Raw genomic sequence first — 18,535 nt, forward strand, 5'->3', positions numbered from 1 at the left:
TATGAAACAATGGGCGAAATTTTTTTTAGCTGGGATGCGTACGGGTTCCTTAGTTTTTCTTATTATTTTTTGGCTAAATGATTTTAAAATTCAATTAGATCAAACGTATTTTTTTAGCATTTTAATTACGAGTGGGTTATATGGTTGCGGCAATTACTTTTTTGAGGGTGAGCCATTTGAAGATTTTGCTTTCATTAAAAGTTTAGCCATCCATTTTGTTTACACAGTTGTTATTTATAGTCTCTTTGCTTATATTAATAATCTGACGGAAATGTTATTATCCGGGATGGGAATTCTTAATTTTATCCTCATTTATATTTTTATTTGGTTAGGTGTTTTATTTAATAACTATTTAAATGCTAAACAAATTAATCAAGCCTTACGTGAACGACGTCAAAAGCTGAATAAAGAGTAAGTGGGTCTGTGGATCAAATTCACGCAAAAGTAGTTTGGCCCTGTGAAAAATAATGATTTTGAACAAAAAATACCAGTGGGTTTACAGTAGAAAATCACCTAAAATTCTACTTCGACCCATTCTTTTTTCATTCATGAATATTTAGTGAAGATGTCTTTCTAATTTTGTAAAATGTTTGACAAATAAGTGATTTTAAGCCTTTCATAATAAGATTATGATATAATTTTAAGTGAGAGAACAAGGAGGAATTATTATGAAAATGGGGCGTCAATTTAAACATTTATTATTATCATCACTTTTAGTTTTAAGTCAAATTTCAGTACCAATGATTAGTGCTCAAGATTCAAGTAACTCCGTACAATATCAAGTAGGAGTCAAATTAAATTTGCCGGATAATACGGCTCAAGACAAAACCGATGTTAGTTATGACATTATTAATGTTCAAACCAATGAAGTTGTTTACTCATATCGTAATGGCGAAGTAACGGGTGGTGAACTTAATTTGCCTGAAGGGCAATATATACTGCGTCTCTATTATTGGGATAATATCAGTCAATCAGGAGCGATTGTAGCCGATGAGTTAGAGCAATCGATAGCGGAACCTACCGCGGAAGAACAAGCAAATGGGAAGTCAGTGAGAAAGACGCATACGCCAGGTTATGAAAATACTTTAGGGGATGGCAGTGTCGTTTATGATGTTCCTTTTGAGGTGAAAGCTACTGCAGAACTTTTAGATGAGAGTAGTCAACAGTATCATGCAGCATTAAATTTTTATATTGCAGATCCTCAAACAGCGCAAAATAATGATACACCAGGTCAAGACATGACTGAGACCTCAAGCGAAGTTTCAGTTGAAGAAACGGAAGCGTCAGTTGAAGAAACAGAAGCGCCGGTCGAAGAAAGCGAGGCACCAGTTGAAGAAACCGAAGTACCAGTAGAAGAAACGGAAGCGTCCGTCTTAAATGGTGCGGTCTCACTAACTGTAGTGGATGAAAATGGTAATGCTGTGCCAAATGTCAATTTTGATTTATCTGGTCATGCCCTAACAACCGATGAAAATGGGCAAGCTCGAATCAGTGACTTAACGCCAGGTGCTTATACACTAGCGATTGTTGGATTACCTGAAGGTTACCAAGGTGAATTAAATCAAGAAATAATGGTTGAGGAAAATACCGAATCTCAACTTACCTTAACTGTTAATACGGTTTCAACCACTGCTTCAGCCATTATCAGTATCGTTGACGAAAATGGAACACCAATTCCCAATGTTGGAGTATTGATGGAAGGTGTAGAAGTCGTTACTGATGAACAAGGCCAAGCGGTCTTTGCTGATTTACCAGCTGGGGAGTATCAATTTGATTTAAGTAGCATTCCCAATAATTATACTGGAGAAACAGCTGGTTCTTTAGTAATTGACCCTTCAGTTGGAGATGCCACGATGACGATGACGTTAACAACAGTGGCTCAGACAGGAAATGTGAAGTTTGTCATTACCGATCAAGATGGGAAAGCTTTACCAAATGTTGGAATTCAATTCCAAGATCAGCTTATTTATACTACAGAAGATGGAAGTGTGACAGTATCAGGTTTAGACTTAAGCGAGTATAACTACACTATTGCGGAATTGCCAAATGAGTATACTTTAGAAAATCCGTCGGGTAGTTTTACATTAGCGAATGCTGATGAGACAGTTGAGGTGCCAATACAAGTTCAAGCCGTTCCCCAAGTAGGAAAGGTCGTCATTCAAGTAGTTGATGAAAATCAAGCACCGGTACCAGGAGTTTCGATTTTAATTAATGGAGAGACTGAAGTCATTACAGATGATGTGGGTCAAATTTCATTAGAAGACCAAGCATTAGGTACTTATCAATATCAAGTTACTGCCTTACCGGAAGGGTATCAAAGTGAGGCTTTAGAAGGGTCATATGAAGTAACAACAGAAGGGGTGACGGTCAATTTAGCGGTACAAACAGCGCCTAAAACCCAAGTTGTTAAAATGACCTTCGTCGATCAATTAGGACAAGCCGTTCCCAACATTACTGTGACTATAAATGAACAAACTGCAACAACAGATGAGAATGGTGTCGTTACTTTTGATAAAGTTGCTATCGCGGATCAAGTTTATCAAGTGACTAATTTACCAGAGAAATTTAATGAAAGTTATGAAGGTAGTTTAACGGTGTCAGCAGATGCTGCTGTCGATGAAACAGTCGTGTTAGAACGTGAAGTGACAACAGGAACAGCAACAATAACGGTCGTTAATCAAGATAATGAACCGGTGGCTAATGTTAATGTTAAATTCGGTGGATTAAATGCGATATCCGATGATAACGGGCAAGTACATTTTGATAATTTAGATTTAGGTAATTATCATTATGCAGCTGTCGAAGGACCAGCCAATGTCACCTTATCAGAAGAAGAAAAATTAGCAGAAATAACTGAAGGAATTGAATTTTCTGATACAATTGTAGTCGAAGAAACAAAAGAAGGTAGCGTTCAATTTATCATTCGTGACGAAAACAATAATCCGATCAAAGGGATTACGGTAAAAATCAATAACCAAGAATTTACGACAGATGAAGAAGGACAAGTTCAAGTCTCTGAATTGGCTCCGGGAGAAGTAGGTTATACTTTATCAGAATCGCCAGATTATACATTTAAGCAAGCAGAAGGAACCATTGTGGTCGAAGCGGGTCAAACAAAAGTAGTTGAAATTACGGCAACAATTGTTGAAACAACTACAGAAGCGCCAACAACCACGGAAGCACCGACGACAACGGAGGCACCGACAACCACGGAAGCACCAACGACTACAGAGGCACCAACAACTACAGAAGCACCAACAACAACGGAAGCACCGACAACTACAGAAGTACCGACGACAACGGAGGCACCGACAACTACAGAAATGCCAACAACTACGGAGGCACCAACGACAACGGAAGCACCGACAACTACGACAGTTGAACAAACGACAATTGCGTCAGAACAGGCATTAAAACAATTTGTTGATTCCACGACCAATGTTGAAGTTTGGGTTCATCCAGATGATGCGAATAAAGTAGCGAAAATTGTAGTCGAACGTGTCAGTCAAAATATACCACAATCATTATCTAATAAAGAGGCCGATTTTTATAATATTAAAGCCGTAGATCAAAATGGTCAACCGGTAAGTTTTACAAAAACTGTACAAGTAAAATTACCAACACGACCAATCAATTCACAAATTCAATTATTACGTGTCAATGATCAGCACCTAACCTCGATTAATCATACGGTTCATAATCAACGCGTTAATTTTACGACGCAACAATTGGGATTATATGCATTAGTTTATGGAGATAAAGTAACCGCTACGACGGAAGCAACCACTACACAAGCAACCACCACCACTCAGCAACAAACATTAACGGTGGATAAAACCAAAACAGTACAAAAAACAATACCGAATACCGGTGAAAAACGAAGTGTATTAGGGGTGATGTTGGCTATTGGATTGCTAGCACTAGGTGGTTTAGTTATTTTTGGCAAGAAAAATAATTCGAATCGAGATGAATAACCAAAATAAGTTTGAAGACAGCGATTAAGTTCGCTACTTCAAACTTTTTTTATGACCAGATACAAATTATCAACCTGAACACAATTGAAGCAACGATTGATGACTTCATTAAAGGACAGATGAGGTAAAACAAGAAGCTTTACAATAATTTTACAATTCTCATTTTAATCGTTCGGATAAATTTATAGTCAAAAACTTTGATGTGATAACCTTTCTAAGTAGGTTTGTAAAAGCGTTTAAAAGATTATGTAAATTTATATCAGTAGATATACTTTCTTGTTTATTTATTTGCTATAATAGTGTCATAGGCCGATTTTCGAGTCTGCCATAATATATTTGGAGGGATTTTTCACATGAAAAAATCATTGCGCAATATTGCGTTATTCGGATTAGTTGGAACAATGTTATCAGGAACTTTTGCAGGTGTTACAGCACATGCTCAAGAAAAAATTGATTCATTAAAAGTAATGTTCGTACCTTCTCGTGACCCAGAAGATATCATTACTGCTACTGAACCATTAAAACAAATGTTAAAAGATGAATTAGCTAAAGAAGGCTTCGAAATCGGTGAAGTGGAAATTGAAGTTGGTACTAACTATGAAGCAGCTGGTGAAGCATTATCTGCTGGAACTGCTGATATTGGTTTTATCCCTGGTGGAACTTATGTTTTATATGATGAAGATGTTGATGTTATCTTAACTTCAACTCGTCAAGGATTAAGCAAAGACTCTGAAAATCCTGCTGACTGGAACGACGGCAAACCAACTGAAAAAGTTGAAGATCAAGTAACTTATTACAAAGGTTTAATCATTGCTGGACCTTCTGAAAAAGGTAAAGAATTAGCTGAAAAAATTAATAATGGTGAAGAATTAACATGGGAAGATGTTGATTCAGCTAAATGGGCTGTAATGTCATCTTCATCTTCATCAGGTTATATCTACCCATCAATCTGGTTAGGTAATCAATTTGAAGGTAAAAAAATCTCTGACTTAGCAAACGTTGTTCAATCTGAATCTTACGGAAGCTCAGTAGCTCGTTTAGCTGCTGAACAAGTAGATATCATCGTTGGATATGCTGACTTACGTGTTGATAATGCTGAAGATTGGGAAGGCGATATGAACCGTGAAGCGTCAATCTTTGAAGAAACTAACGTAATTGGTGTTACTCCAAATGTTTACAACGACACTGTTTCAGTTTCTAAAACATCACCTAACATGACAGATGAATTAAAAGCAGCAATTGCTAAAGCAATGATTAACATCGCTGGTACTGAAGAAGGTAAAGAAGTTATCTCTATTTATAGCCACGAAGGTTACCAAGAAGCTAAATCTGAAGATTATGATACAGAACGTGAAGCTCAAAAAATCTTACGTGAACAAGCTAATAACTAATTAAGTACAAATCAATAATGAAACGTCTCGAGCGATTATCGAGACGTTTTTTTGATGGAATTCATACGGTGGTAGCCTAACAGTTCACTTTGTTTAAAAGTTTGGTGCTAGCACTGTGAGTCAATGCGTGATAATGGTAGAAAAGAAGTAAGCGTCCTATAACAGAGTATCTATCAATAATCGGATAACACCCCTAAAATAGTGATAATAAAACTATTTTAGAGGTGTGTTATCTTGAAAATGAATATCAATCAATTAGGTCAAGTTTATCTAATCTCAGGAAAAACCGATATGCGCCAAGGAATTGATTCCCTTGCATCACTCGTGAGAGAAAAGCATCAATTGGATCCTTTTTCACAAAAACTTTTTCTATTCTGTGGGACAAAAAAAGATCGGTTTAAGATTCTCTATTGGGATGGTCAAGGGTTTTGGCTATTCTATAAGCTGTTCGAAAATGGTCGTTTAACTTGGCCTTCTCATAATGATGACCTAATAAAATTAAATGAAACTCAAGTGAACTGGTTACTTCAAGGGTTCTCAGTCGAACCCAAAATTAAGGTGGCCAATCAGCGAACTTTCTATTGATAGTCGCTCTTTCCTGTTTTATACTATACCTATACTAATGAACGGAGTAAGGCATATGAACAGTTTAGAAAAACAATTAGAATCACAATTCAATTTAATCGAAACACTCAATAATGAAATTGCTTTACTTCGTGAACAAAATACTTATTTATTAAAACTGCTCTATGGGAAAAAATCGGAGAAGATCATCGTTCCTGATGGTCAACTTTCTCTTTTCGAAAATGAAAATAAACCGGCAAAACAAATGCCGGACTCTCCCAGGCGAGATTGAAACGATACAGTATACACGAAAGAAATCGTCTGGAAAACGCCAACTCACACTCGATCAATTTCCTGCTGAAGAAAAACACTATGCTCTTGAAGGGGAAGCTTGCCACTGCCCAGATTGTCAACATCATTTAAAAGAAATCGGTTCGCACTGTTACCGTCAGGAATTAGTCTTTATCCCTGCACAAATAAAACGGGTGGATCATATTCAACATGCTTATAAATGCGAGCATTGTAGTCAATTGAAGGATCAAGATGTCATTATTAAATCCACGGTACCGAAGGCTCCTTTGAACCATAGTTTAGGCTCCGCTTCGATTATTGCGTATAAAAGTCAACTTAAAAATCCCGATTTGTCTCACTTAAGATTCCCCACTTTTTCGTGGGGAAAGCTTGTCTTTAATTCGATAAGAAGGCCCTGTTATATTAATGAGATAAGAATGATGTAAAATACGATCAATAATCGCCTTTGTTAACATCTCATCTTGTCCCATAATGGTATGCCATTTATCGAAAGTTAAGTTACTCGTGAAGATTGTGGATCGCTTTGTATATCGCATATCGATCAATTGAAAGAATAATTTTGCTTCAAGTGGACTTATTTCATTAAATCCTACTTCATCCATCACAAGTAACTTATATTTGAAGAATAATTTTATTTTTCGTTCGAGCGTTCCTTCCTGATAAGCCGTTCTCAAGGAATGGATTAGTTTACTAAATTTAATAAAGTAAACACTATTACGTTTAATTGCGACACTATAGCTAATCGCAATCGCTAAATGCGTTTTGCCTGTACCTGGATTCCCCACTAATACCACGTTCTTTGCTTCGTTATAAAAGGATGACTCAATAATCGTTCTTATTTGATCCTCCTCAATACTTGGCTGAAACGTGAAGTCATAATCTTCGATAGTCTTTAAGTAAGGGAAAGCAGCGACTTTAACATTATACAAACGGTTATTTTCATCCTTCGCTTCCACTTCTTTGGCCAGTATTTTATATAATCCAGATAATTCTGCCTCGGTCATTTGATGGTTTTGATATAATTGTTCTAAGTAGTGCTGTGCTGATTTAAATTTTAAATACTCTAATTGCTCTTGTACTTTAAGATAGATTGTCATAACGGATGCCTCCTAATTCCCTTGAAATAAGACTCGGTTCTGTCGCTGTTTCTAAGTTATTTGTTTCATCCTGCTGTTTTGCATAATACAATTGGTGCTCTGGCTTTATGTTGAACAGTTGATTGGTTATAGGATGACTATCGATGATGTTTCCGTTATAATAAATATAAAGTTTATTGTTTTGAACGATAATTTCTACTTGTTTACCGATAAATTCTTTTGGAACGGAATATTTATTATAATGGTATTGGAAGAGAGAGTCGTTGGTAACATGAACTTTTTTAAGATGAAGGTGATAAGGTTTTCTGACTGATAAGGATGGCAGTGGGACCAAATCACCTTTTTCTTTTTCTAATAAGAAATTTCGTGGCAACCTTGTCGCTTGAGAAATGCCTCTGTTATCTTCTTCATTCAGTTGTTTTAACCGATGATGCATAGTCCATATCCCTTCATAGGTACCATTGTAATTATATAATTGTTCCACCCATTTATTCTGCGTCTCCGTTTTTCCTTTTGTTTGAGGACGATAGACCATACACGGCAGTGGTTCAATACCATAATCTTTACAAAATTCTGAAAAACGTGAAGTTAAGACAGCTTTATCTCCCATACTCGTTCGTGGTTTTTCGACAAATGCTTTCAAATTATCAATGACTAATTCTCGTGGTGCTCCGCCAATTTCCTCGAATGCTTCTGCTAAAAATGATAGTAAGTTTTCTGTTGTCGGATTTAATATCAGTCGACGAACATTGTAACGTGACCATGAAAGAGTTAACGTTGGAATATATACTGTAATGGTCTGCCCGTCATTCGTTACTAATTTTACTTTTTCTTTTAAATCGAATTGAGCTTGTTGACCGGGTTGAGTTTCGAAACGTTGTGTGAACGCTGTTCTAGTATTTTGTTGGAATGACTGACTCAGCTCTTCATCATTCACAATATAGCGATAAAAAGTAGAACGGGCACAGGTGATATGATGTTCTCTTTTCATAAAATAGAAAAGGTGATCGATATAACTGAAGTGACGCGTTGAATCATGAAGATAGGAAAGCATCAGCGGTTTAAACTCATCTAAATACTTTTTTCTCTTACGTGTTGTCTTTGGTATCACGCCTTCTAGTCTCTTCTTAACCGTTTTTCGGTCACAGTTTAATTCACGTGCAATCTTTGATAGATTCAATTTCAATTCTCCTTTCTGATACCATTCACTTAACCTGGATAAATCATCTAATGATGTGATTGTGATCTTTGCAATTTCTGACATAATCATTCCTCCTAATGGAATAATTATATCAAAAAAGATTACCTCAATTGTTTTTGTAACTGGGGAAAGTTACGTGCAACAAATTGGGTAATCTTATTGTAACTTTTATATTGCGCATTCCATTCATCTAAAATACAATTTAAAAGTCCCTAATTATCGACAAGAAACAGATTGGATGAAGTTATCCCTTCCCATCACCCGAAAAGAATTGACTCACTGGCAGATGAAAGTGAGTGAACAATATTTTCTACCCCTTTATCGACGGTTGACACAAGAGCTGTTATCGCAAACGCATCTACATGCGGATGAAACACCGTATCGAGTCTTAGAGAGTAAAACGAATCAAACTTATTATTGGGTCGTTGCTTCTGGTAAAGACGCAAAAAGAGGCATCACACTCTACCATCATGATGCTAAGCGGAGTGGACAGGTGATAAAAGAACTCTTAGGTGACTACTCGGGGTATGTTCATTGTGATATGCATGCGGCTTATCGTCAACTCGAGAATGCGAAATTAGTCGGCTGTTGGGCCCATGTGCGACGAAAATTCTACGAAGCGACACCCAAGCAGTCGAAAGAGAGTTTGGGAGCAGTTGGTTTAGACTATTGTAATCAGCTATTCCGCTTAGAAGAAGCATGGGCAGAACTCACACCAGAAGAACGACTTGTCAAACGACAGTCAGAGTTACGCCCTGTTATGGAAGCCTTCTTCGATTGGTGTCGCACCCAAGAAGTATTACCAGGGTTCAAGCTCGGTAAAGCCATCCAATATGCATTAAATTATGAAAATACTTTTAAAACCGTATTGGAAGATGGTCATTTAGTCTTATCGAATAATTTAGCGGAGCGAGCGATAAAGAACTTGGTGATTGGTCGAAAGAACTGGTTGTTCTCCAAGAGTTTTGAAGGGGCTCAAACGAACGCTGTCATTCTAACAATAATTGAAACAGCGAAACGACATGGGCTTGATTCAGAAAAATATATCAATTATTTACTGACCCACTTACCGAATGAACCGATTTTTGAAAAAAATGAGGTCTTAGAGGCTTATTTGCCATGGAGTGAATTAGTCCAATGTATATGTTAACTTAAAAGTGAGCCACTATATTAATTGAAAACTGAGCCACTTTTGATAGAAAATAACCCTATTGAATAATAAATAGGGGGAATATCAGGAGTGATTGCATTGAAAGAAAAACAAACGATTATAAAACTCTACCTTGAGGGGCTAAGCAAAAGAAAGATTGCTTTACTCACGAAGAAATCTAGGAATACCGTTGATAAATATATCAAGGAATATGAAAGAAGCAAGTATGAAGATGTTCGTGATCTTCCTATCGCTGAGGATATCGTGAAACCACCAACTTATAAAAAAAGAGTCGGTAGACGCAGAGTATTATCAGAATCAATTGAAGTGATGTTACGTGATTTTATTAAAGAAAATGAGTGGAAAAAGGATCACGGCATGGCGAAACAACAAATGAAGATTGTAGACATGCATGAGAAGCTGCTCGATCGTGGCTATTCTATTAGTTATACAACCGTTAGAAACTTCATTAACGAGGAGGTGACAAAAACAAAAGAAGTATTTATCCGACACCATGCGGAACCAGGATATGAGGTTGAATTTGATTGGGGAGAGATAAAATTATTTATCGATGACAAGCTAAAAACATTTTCTTTGGCTGTATTTACTTTGGCGCACAGTAATTATCGTTTCGCTAGAATTTATCAATCAGAATCCCAAATTTGTGTGTTAGACGTCCACACAAAATTTATCAGTCACATCGGCTTTATCCCTTCGGTTTTTACTTACGATAATATGAGAACGGTTGTTAAAAGCTTTATTGGAACAGAGAAAACCATTACCGACAGCATGATTCATTTATCTAATTACTATCAATTTAAAATTCGTTTATGTGAACCACGAAAAGGAAATGAAAAGGGACATGTGGAACGTAGTGTTGAGTTTATACGTCGTAAGGCATTTGCCTCAACTTATCGTTTCTCCAATTTAGAAGAGGCTCAAACTCATCTTAACAATGAATTAGAGAAACTCAATCAACGTTTGCATCATGAACACAAGGTTTCTCACCTGAAATTGATGCAGACAGAAAAAGAAAGGATTGGCCCTACCATAATCGCTCCCTTCGATGTTTCTGAAATATTAGAATGTCGAGTGGATAAATATAGTACGGTTGTCATTAAGCAAAATCATTACTCTGTACCAGAAGGTCATATTGGAAAATATATCATCGCAAAACTAAGTGCCGATCAGGTTAAGTTGTTTATTGAGGGTGAAATCATCGCAACACATAAACGTAATTGGGGTGTCCATCAGTGGGAAATGAATCTTTACCATTACTTAGAAACATTCAAAAGAAAAAAAGGTGCCTTGGCTCAAAGTGAATGTTTGAGACAAGCACCACAACAAATAAAAAATCTTTACCACCATCATTATATAGGAAAAGAGAAAGAATTCATAATATTACTCCACTACATGAAGGACAATAACAACTTTGAACGTGTTACGGCAGCGGTCGAAGAACTGAATGGCATTCGTTGGGGATACGTTAGCACAGAAAGAATTTTATTTCTATGCGAGCAATCAGAGCCGACAGAGGTATCTCTGGCAAGAGATGAGACAACCCATCAATCGGAAAGCAATTTGAAAGCTTATGCGAATCTGTTTCATCAAGCAGATAAGGAGGTCATTCACTATGGATAAGAAAGAACGATTAATTGAGTTATGTAGAGAATTACGATTACCCAGTATTCGGAAAATGGTGCAAGATGAAGAAACATTTCATAATCCAACCCTAGCCTTTACGATTCTTCTCCAGGTCTTAGAACAGGAAAAGAATGATCGCTTTATCCGGTCAAAACAAAATCGAATACGTATCGCTAATTTTCCACAAAAGAAATTGTTAGAAGAGTTAGATAAGGAATATCCCTGGTTGCGTGAAGTTGATAGCGTAGCTGTTCAATGTAGTGTTAAACGCTTATCCGAAACTTTTGTTCGGTTTTTTAAAGGTTATTCAAAATACCCAAAATTCAAATCAAAGAAGCACACCAAACAGTCGTATTTAAGTACCATACGTGGCAACAACATTCGTTTTAATGATAATCAACGGTATATTAAATTACCGAAACTAGGTTGGGTAAAATGTAAGTCAAGTGTGCTTCACATTGAGAATGAACGCATAAAATCTGTCACCGTAAAATATACACCTAGTGGCGACTACTATCTCTCTCTTTTGGTCACAAGCGATAATCAAGCAATGCCCAAAACAGGGAATGTAGTCGGTGTCGATTTAGGTGTAAATAATCTAGCTATTACGTCTGATGGTCAAAAATATCAAAGTCAGCGACTGCATTTGACTTATAAGAAACAATTACATTATTGGGAAAAGCGAATGGCCCGTAGACGTATACAAGCCAAAAAGAACGGTGTCGCTTTAGTGGATGCGAAAAACTACCAGCAAGCCAAACGCCAAGTTGCCCGTATTCATCAACGTATCAAAAACATCCGTAAAGATTACATTCATAAAATCACAACCGATATGGTTAAAAGTTATGACGTTATCGTCCTAGAGGACTTAAAGACGACTAATATGATGAAAAATCATCAATTAGCTCGTTCGATTGCTAACCAATCCTGGCGGATGTTTAGAACAATCCTAGAGGCAAAGTGCGCAATGTACGATAAGACATTTGTAGCGATTAATCCGTACAAGACATCACAAAAATGTTCCAATTGCGGATATGATAATGGAAAAAAAGCGTTAAATATACGTCATTGGACTTGTACGAAGTGTAATATGCATCATGATAGGGATATCAACGCAGCTAAAAATATATTAAATATTGGCCTGGAACAGGCCTTAGTTAAATAGCTTAGACCGCTGTTTTGCTTTGAAATAAGCGGAACAAGTCATGAGTGTTCCTAGAAACACGCCATTTTAATGGCGTTGTAGTTCATAATGTCGTCAGAAATCAAATTACGCCTATTTTAAAAATGTAAGTGACCGAAAAATTCATGGTAAAGAGCACGAATCGCATCATCTTTATCATCCATACTAATGGTATAAAACATACTAATTTCAGAGGCACCTTGGTTGATCATTAAAATATTAATTTCTTGTGAAGCCAAAGCGCGGGTTGCTTTATTGGCGGTGCCCACGACTTCAGCCATTTCTTCACCCACAATTACTACAATGGCCAAATCCGTTTCGACATTAATGAAATCAGGATCCAGTTGCTCTTCGATATCCTTTAAAAGCGCATCTAAAGTGCCGGGAGCTGCTAGTTGGTGAGAACGAACAACCACTGAAATATCATCAATCCCGGTAGGAATATGTTCGATTGAAATATGGTGATCTTCAAAAATTTGTAACAATTTCCGAGTAAAACCTAATTGACGGTTTAATAAATATTTATTAATAGAAATAGCAGTAAACCCTTCATCGCAACTAATCCCAATAGCAGGTAAATTAGGATTGATTTCTCGCTGAGCCACAATTTTAGTACCAGCAATTTCAGGGTGGTTAGTATTTCTTACCATCACGGGAATATCCACTTGATATAAAGGCTCTAACGCTTCATCGTGAAAAATTCCAAAACCAGAATAAGCCAACTCACGCATTTCACGATAAGTAATTTCTTTAATAGCATAAGGTTTACGGACGATGCCAGGGTGGGCTGCATAAATATAGCTTTGATCGGTAAAGTTTTCATAAATATCAGCTTCAACACCACGAGCAACAATCGCGCCTGTAATATCACTACCACCACGAGGGAAAGTCACGATATTGCCGTTTGGTGAATAACCGAAGAAGCCAGGAATGATTAAAATTTGTTCATCATGCTTATATTGTGCGATTTTTTCATAGGACTCCAATAATAAATGAGCATTACTCGGTTCATCACTCACGATAATACCCAATTCAGCTGGAGAAATATAACGGGCATTAAGACCAATACGTTGAAAATACTGACTTATTAATTGAGCGTTGAAATCTTCACCACACGCTTTAAGAGCATCTAATAGTCGCAGAGGGTCAGTAATTGAAGATAAATACTCAGTTAAAATTGTATCAAAATGGGTAATAATCTCTTTTGAAAGTGATAACTCATCAGCAATTGAAGAATAGCGATCTAAGACCATCTGTTTTGCCCTTTCAATTGATCCGTTATGGACTTTCTCATCAAATAAATGGATTAATAAATCCGTCACCTTGGTATCCTTATCATCTCTTTTCCCTGGTGCCGAAACAATTACGAATTGAATTTCCGGGTCATTTTGAATGATATTGGCTACTTTTTGTATTTGGGTTGCGTTACTTAACGAGCTACCTCCAAATTTTGCGACTTTCATGCTATCACATCCTTGAACAATAATAATTTTTAACTTTATTAATCATCATACATGAAAAGATGGCAAAAAGGTAGTGTTTATTGTAAAATGAAGAGTAATAAATGAGAAATTCATTAAAACACACTGGAGGAGAGCACTTTATGATGAAAATAGCAATTTTAGGATTAGGAACAGTAGGTGGAGGCGTCTTAAAACTATTACAAAAGGTTAATGAGGCTCGTACTGATTCAAAAATTGACATTACTCATGTGCTAGCTCGAGACATTAAAGATGAGACCCTTGATTTAACCGGAATTATAGTAACGGATGACGTTGATGAAATATTAAACAGTGATATCCAACTTATTGTGGAGGTTTTAGGTGGCGTCGATTTTCCTTATGAAGTTCAAAGAAAAGCATTAGAACGTGGTATTCATGTGGTAACGGCGAATAAAGATATGCTAGCATTACATCTTAACGAATTAGCACAAATGGCAAACCGGCATCAAGCCCAAATTGGTTATGAAGCGAGTTGTGGCGGGGGTATACCAATTATCCAACCTTTACAATATAGTTTAAATGCTAATAAAATTAATAAAGTGATGGGGATTTTAAACGGCACGACCAATTATATTTTAACGAAGATGGCTGATGAACAATGTGAATACCAAGAAGCTTTGGCACAAGCGCAAGCATTAGGATATGCCGAAAAAGACCCTACTAATGATGTTGAAGGTTATGATGCGGCACGTAAGATTGCGATATTATCACGCTTAGCTTTTAAAGTAAATATTCCATTTGAACGTGTCGAGGTAAGAGGTATTAGTCAAGTTGATCAACAAGACATCCAATTGGCTCAAGAAAATGGCTTCACTCTTAAATTATTAGGGAAGAGTCACCAAGTCGCAGGGGCTATTAGTATTAGTGTAGAACCGGTACTATTATCTAATAGTCATAGTTTAGCTAATGTCAAATTAGAAAAAAATGCGATATTTATTGAGGGAGATGCGGTCGGACAAACAATGTTTTATGGACCAGGAGCCGGCAGTTCGGAAACAGCATCCGCAGTAGTATCGGATATTTTATTCATCGAAAAATTTGGCTTCACTGGGAATTTAACCACTCAAGAAAGTGGCCATTTCACAAAAAGTATAACGGATCATCGTTATTATATCCGTTTGGAGGAAGATATGTCCCTTTTAAAAGAGCGATTAACTGCGATGAATATCAAGTATCAACTATGGCAAAATGACGAAATAACAGCCGTTTTAACCGCAACCATTTCAGAGCCAACATTTAAAGCGTTGACCCAAGAGTTAACACTGGCAGCTTATTATCAGATAGAAGGTGAATAGATGTCACAGTTTGAAATAAAAGTACCAGCAACCACTGCGAATTTAGGAGTTGGGTTTGATTCAATTGGGTTAGCCCTTAATAAGTTTCTAAAAGTTAAAGCGTCCCCGGCTGACAACTGGCAATTTAACTTTAAAGATGCTTTTTTAAAGGTTTTGCCGAACAATGAGCAAAATTTAGTCGCCAAGGTTGCGAATAAAGTTGCTTCAAAATTTAAGCAGACGATGCCGCCATTAAGAGTGGAAATGAGTAGTGAAATTCCTTTAACGCATGGTTTAGGCAGTTCTTCTAGTGCTATTGTAGCAGGCATTGAATTAGCCAATCATTTTGTTCAATTAAATTTAACTCAAGAACAAAAAATTGTGATAGCGACTGAAATAGAAGGGCATCCAGATAATGTTGGCCCTTGTGTGACCGGCGGCTTGTTTATCGGAGCTTATGAAAATGGTGTATTATTTTATGAAACGGCTGATTTCAATCATGTAGGGATTATTTTAAGTATTCCCGATTATGAGTTGAGTACAGCAGAAGTTCGCAAAGTGCTACCGGCAGAATATTCTAAAGAAGCAATAATCCTTCAAAATGCCTACAGCAATATTATGACGGCTGCGCTGTTAAAAGGCGACTTTGAAAAGATGGGGGCGATGATGATGAAAGACCTTATTCATGAGCCTTATCGTCAACCTTTAATAAAAGAATTTGATGTAGTAAAAAATATTACCCTTGCTACCGGTGCTTTTGCCACTGTTATTAGTGGTGCCGGACCGACAATTTTAACGTTTTGTCCGGTTGAACGGACAGAAGCCATTCTTCAGTCACTTAATTCAATGGTACCCGAATGTCGACATGAAATCACAACGGTATACCCTTTATTAACTTAATATTTTAGAGACTGGGTGGTTTAATTACTGTCCAGTCTTTTTTATTACCAAATCGTGTATTAGATACAACCTATCAGGTAGTTTTTCAGTAATTAAAACTCATCAAATATTACTTAAATGATGACACTCGTTGAATTGTGTTACGATATATTATTTAATCTCTCCTTAACGGAATAACATTAAGCTTTTTTGGTAGCAATGGCTTTTTTCACACTTGCTATTGCTAATGACATTAGAATTTTTCTATTGAGCAACAGAAGAGATAAAAATCGCTGATCCATAAACTTTCTTTTTATGTGCAGCAGTCTACTGACTATTTAGCCACTTAATAGCATAAACCATTTCAACGTTTTTCGTTTTTATTAACAATATAGCGTTAAAATCACAAGCATGTGTATTTATATAGAAGGATCATTTTTCAAAAAAAGCAGCGGCTTAATAAATTTACCATTAATCATAAGAAAACAGGTTAACTTTTAAAGATTTATTGCGTATAATAATACGGTATGAAATGGATAAAAGGAGAACGCGATGAGTTTATTATCAGTAACGAATTTAACGCATGGCTTTGGTGATCGTGCTATTTTTGAAGATGTATCATTCCGTTTATTAAAAGGAGAACATATCGGATTGGTCGGTGCTAATGGTGAAGGTAAATCTACTTTCATGAATATTGTCACGGGTCAAAGATTACCTGATGAAGGGAAAATTGAATGGGCTCGTAATGTCAAAGTAGGCTATTTGGATCAACATTCTGTATTGGAAAAAGGCCAAACCGTTCGCGATGCTTTAAGAACAGCTTTTGACGATTTATTTAAAGATGAAGCCAGAATCAATGAGATATATATGGCGATGTCAGAAGCTGAAGGTGAAGAACTGGATGCCTTAATGGAAGAGGTAGGAGAACTTCAAGAACGCTTAGAGGTGCATGATTTTTATATCTTAGACGCCAAAATTGATGAAGTAGCACGGGCTTTAGGTATAGTAGACTATGGAATGGATAGTGATGTCACCGAGTTAAGTGGTGGCCAACGTACGAAAATTTTACTAGCTAAATTATTATTAGAAAAACCTGATATTTTACTATTAGATGAGCCGACTAACTATTTAGATGCTGAGCATATTGAATGGTTAAAACGTTATTTACAAAATTATGAAAATGCCTTTATTTTGATTTCACATGATATTCCATTTTTAAATGAAGTGATTAATATTATTTACCATGTCGATAATTTACAAATTACTCGTTATACCGGTGACTATTATCAATTTAAAGAAGTCTATGCGATGAAACAAGCGCAGTTAGAAGCAGCCTATGAACGTCAACAAAAAGAGATTGCTGACTTGAAAGATTTTGTCAATCGTAACAAAGCCAGAGTCGCTACTCGGAATATGGCTATGTCACGCCAGAAAAAATTAGATAAAATGGATATTATTGAATTAAAAGCTGAAAAACCTAAGCCTAATTTTAATTTTAAATCAGCGCGCACTTCAGGCCGCTTTATCTTTGAAGCTGAAGAATTAGTAATTGGTTATGATCGTCCATTAACTAAGCCTTTGAATTTAGTGTTTGAACGGAATCAAAAGATTGCTATTGTCGGTGCCAATGGGATTGGGAAAACCACTTTACTAAAGAGTCTTTTAGGCATTATTGAACCAATCAGTGGTCAAGTTGAACAAGGGGATTACTTAGAAATTGGCTACTTTGCTCAAGAAGTACCTGGTGGTAATCGTCAAACACCATTAGAAGCCGTATGGGAAGCATTTCCAAGTCTTAATCAAGCAGAAGTTCGTGCAGCTTTAGCACATGTTGGATTAACCGCGAAACATATCGATAGTCAAATCCAAGTACTAAGTGGGGGCGAACAAGCCAAAGTCCGCTTTTGCTTACTAATGAATCGTGAAAATAATGTCTTAGTGTTAGATGAACCAACCAATCATTTGGACGTCGATGCCAAAGACGAATTAAAGCGAGCATTACAAGAGTATAAAGGCAGTATTTTAATGGTCTGCCACGAACCTGATTTTTATGAAGGTTGGGTCGACGGTGTATGGGATTTTAGTGAATTGGCTTAGTAAATTTTTAATGTAGAATATGAAGTAATCAGACGTCTAGCCATCATTTGTTATCGCAAAAGCTCCATAGAATTATTATTAATAAATTAAATCATCTAGTTTGAAGAAACAATGTATTTTTCTCTTGTAGTCCAAGTCGGGATCACAGAGGCCGTTATACAAATTCTTCAAACTATTTTTTTAATACCTTCTTGTTTTCTCTATTTTTCAGAAAATTAACTTAAATTCGTTTTCATAAAAACAAAGTATTTGACGATTTTAAAATCA

15 protein-coding genes are annotated in these 18,535 nt (G+C 36.5%); 12 read left to right on the plus strand and 3 right to left on the minus strand.

Annotated features, from left to right (window positions below; genetic code table 11):
* Nucleotide 1: 1 nt before the first annotated feature.
* The 6 genes from CYJ72_RS08690 (at nucleotide 2) to CYJ72_RS08715 (ending at nucleotide 6,666) form a co-directional block, all read left to right on the plus strand.
* On the plus strand, nucleotides 2-415 hold the full coding sequence (locus CYJ72_RS08690; RefSeq protein ID WP_101814039.1) for a DUF3021 family protein: 414 nt from the start codon (nucleotides 2-4) through the stop codon (nucleotides 413-415).
* A gap of 253 nt (nucleotides 416-668) precedes the next feature.
* Nucleotides 669-3,974 carry a SpaA isopeptide-forming pilin-related protein gene (locus tag CYJ72_RS08695; RefSeq protein WP_284629367.1) on the plus strand — a complete coding sequence of 1,102 codons (3,306 nt, stop codon included), beginning with the start codon at nucleotides 669-671 and terminating at the stop codon, nucleotides 3,972-3,974.
* A gap of 353 nt (nucleotides 3,975-4,327) precedes the next feature.
* Nucleotides 4,328-5,365, plus strand: coding sequence for a phosphate/phosphite/phosphonate ABC transporter substrate-binding protein (locus CYJ72_RS08700; protein ID WP_071408616.1), 1,038 nt, complete (start codon nucleotides 4,328-4,330; stop codon nucleotides 5,363-5,365).
* A gap of 240 nt (nucleotides 5,366-5,605) precedes the next feature.
* The gene (gene tnpB / locus CYJ72_RS08705) at nucleotides 5,606-5,950 is read left to right on the plus strand and encodes an IS66 family insertion sequence element accessory protein TnpB (RefSeq protein WP_284630892.1); all 345 of its coding nucleotides are present in this window, start codon (nucleotides 5,606-5,608) and stop codon (nucleotides 5,948-5,950) included.
* A gap of 55 nt (nucleotides 5,951-6,005) precedes the next feature.
* Nucleotides 6,006-6,221: an IS66 family transposase gene (locus CYJ72_RS08710; protein ID WP_101814047.1), complete on the plus strand. Its 216-nt coding sequence runs from the start codon at nucleotides 6,006-6,008 to the stop codon at nucleotides 6,219-6,221.
* The gene (locus CYJ72_RS08715) at nucleotides 6,172-6,666 is read left to right on the plus strand and encodes an IS66 family transposase zinc-finger binding domain-containing protein (protein WP_284629369.1); all 495 of its coding nucleotides are present in this window, start codon (nucleotides 6,172-6,174) and stop codon (nucleotides 6,664-6,666) included. Before CYJ72_RS08710 ends, CYJ72_RS08715 begins: the two co-directional genes overlap by 50 nt.
* Here the strand turns inward: CYJ72_RS08715 and istB are convergent.
* Nucleotides 6,580-7,338 carry an IS21-like element helper ATPase IstB gene (istB, locus tag CYJ72_RS08720; RefSeq protein WP_284629371.1) on the minus strand — a complete coding sequence of 253 codons (759 nt, stop codon included), beginning with the start codon at nucleotides 7,336-7,338 and terminating at the stop codon, nucleotides 6,580-6,582. The genes CYJ72_RS08715 and istB overlap by 87 nt on opposite strands.
* On the minus strand, nucleotides 7,322-8,602 hold the full coding sequence (istA, locus tag CYJ72_RS08725; protein ID WP_180764805.1) for an IS21 family transposase: 1,281 nt from the start codon (nucleotides 8,600-8,602) through the stop codon (nucleotides 7,322-7,324). The genes istB and istA (CYJ72_RS08725) overlap by 17 nt, the downstream gene beginning before the upstream one ends.
* A gap of 121 nt (nucleotides 8,603-8,723) precedes the next feature.
* On the opposite strand from istA (CYJ72_RS08725), the gene tnpC reads away from it, so the two are divergent.
* The 3 genes from tnpC to CYJ72_RS08740 all read left to right on the plus strand — a co-directional run bounded on the left by tnpC (nucleotide 8,724) and on the right by CYJ72_RS08740 (nucleotide 12,498).
* Nucleotides 8,724-9,689 (plus strand): IS66 family transposase, encoded by a 966-nt coding sequence (tnpC, locus tag CYJ72_RS08730; RefSeq protein WP_284630893.1) that lies wholly within the window; start codon nucleotides 8,724-8,726, stop codon nucleotides 9,687-9,689.
* A gap of 99 nt (nucleotides 9,690-9,788) precedes the next feature.
* Nucleotides 9,789-11,330: an IS21 family transposase gene (gene istA, locus CYJ72_RS08735; RefSeq protein ID WP_284629374.1), complete on the plus strand. Its 1,542-nt coding sequence runs from the start codon at nucleotides 9,789-9,791 to the stop codon at nucleotides 11,328-11,330.
* The gene (locus CYJ72_RS08740; protein WP_257876954.1) at nucleotides 11,323-12,498 is read left to right on the plus strand and encodes an RNA-guided endonuclease TnpB family protein; all 1,176 of its coding nucleotides are present in this window, start codon (nucleotides 11,323-11,325) and stop codon (nucleotides 12,496-12,498) included. Before istA (CYJ72_RS08735) ends, CYJ72_RS08740 begins: the two co-directional genes overlap by 8 nt.
* A gap of 116 nt (nucleotides 12,499-12,614) precedes the next feature.
* Here CYJ72_RS08740 and CYJ72_RS08745 read toward each other — a convergent pair whose 3' ends face one another.
* Nucleotides 12,615-13,979 carry an aspartate kinase gene (locus tag CYJ72_RS08745; RefSeq protein WP_101813605.1) on the minus strand — a complete coding sequence of 455 codons (1,365 nt, stop codon included), beginning with the start codon at nucleotides 13,977-13,979 and terminating at the stop codon, nucleotides 12,615-12,617.
* A 140-nt stretch (nucleotides 13,980-14,119) separates the two neighbouring features.
* Between CYJ72_RS08745 and CYJ72_RS08750 the strand changes: the two genes are divergently transcribed.
* From CYJ72_RS08750 to CYJ72_RS08760, 3 genes are all read left to right on the plus strand, one after another.
* A complete protein-coding gene (locus tag CYJ72_RS08750) occupies nucleotides 14,120-15,313 on the plus strand; it encodes a homoserine dehydrogenase (protein ID WP_284629378.1) in 1,194 nt (397 codons plus the stop codon).
* The gene (thrB, locus tag CYJ72_RS08755; RefSeq protein ID WP_101813603.1) at nucleotides 15,314-16,192 is read left to right on the plus strand and encodes a homoserine kinase; all 879 of its coding nucleotides are present in this window, start codon (nucleotides 15,314-15,316) and stop codon (nucleotides 16,190-16,192) included.
* A gap of 531 nt (nucleotides 16,193-16,723) precedes the next feature.
* Entirely contained in the window at nucleotides 16,724-18,268 is a 1,545-nt protein-coding gene (locus CYJ72_RS08760; RefSeq protein WP_101813602.1) for an ABC-F family ATP-binding cassette domain-containing protein, read from the plus strand.
* The last annotated feature ends 267 nt before the right edge of the window (nucleotides 18,269-18,535 follow it).

The sequence above is a fragment of the Globicatella sanguinis genome (assembly GCF_002847845.2).
GTDB lineage: Bacteria > Bacillota > Bacilli > Lactobacillales > Aerococcaceae > Globicatella > Globicatella sanguinis.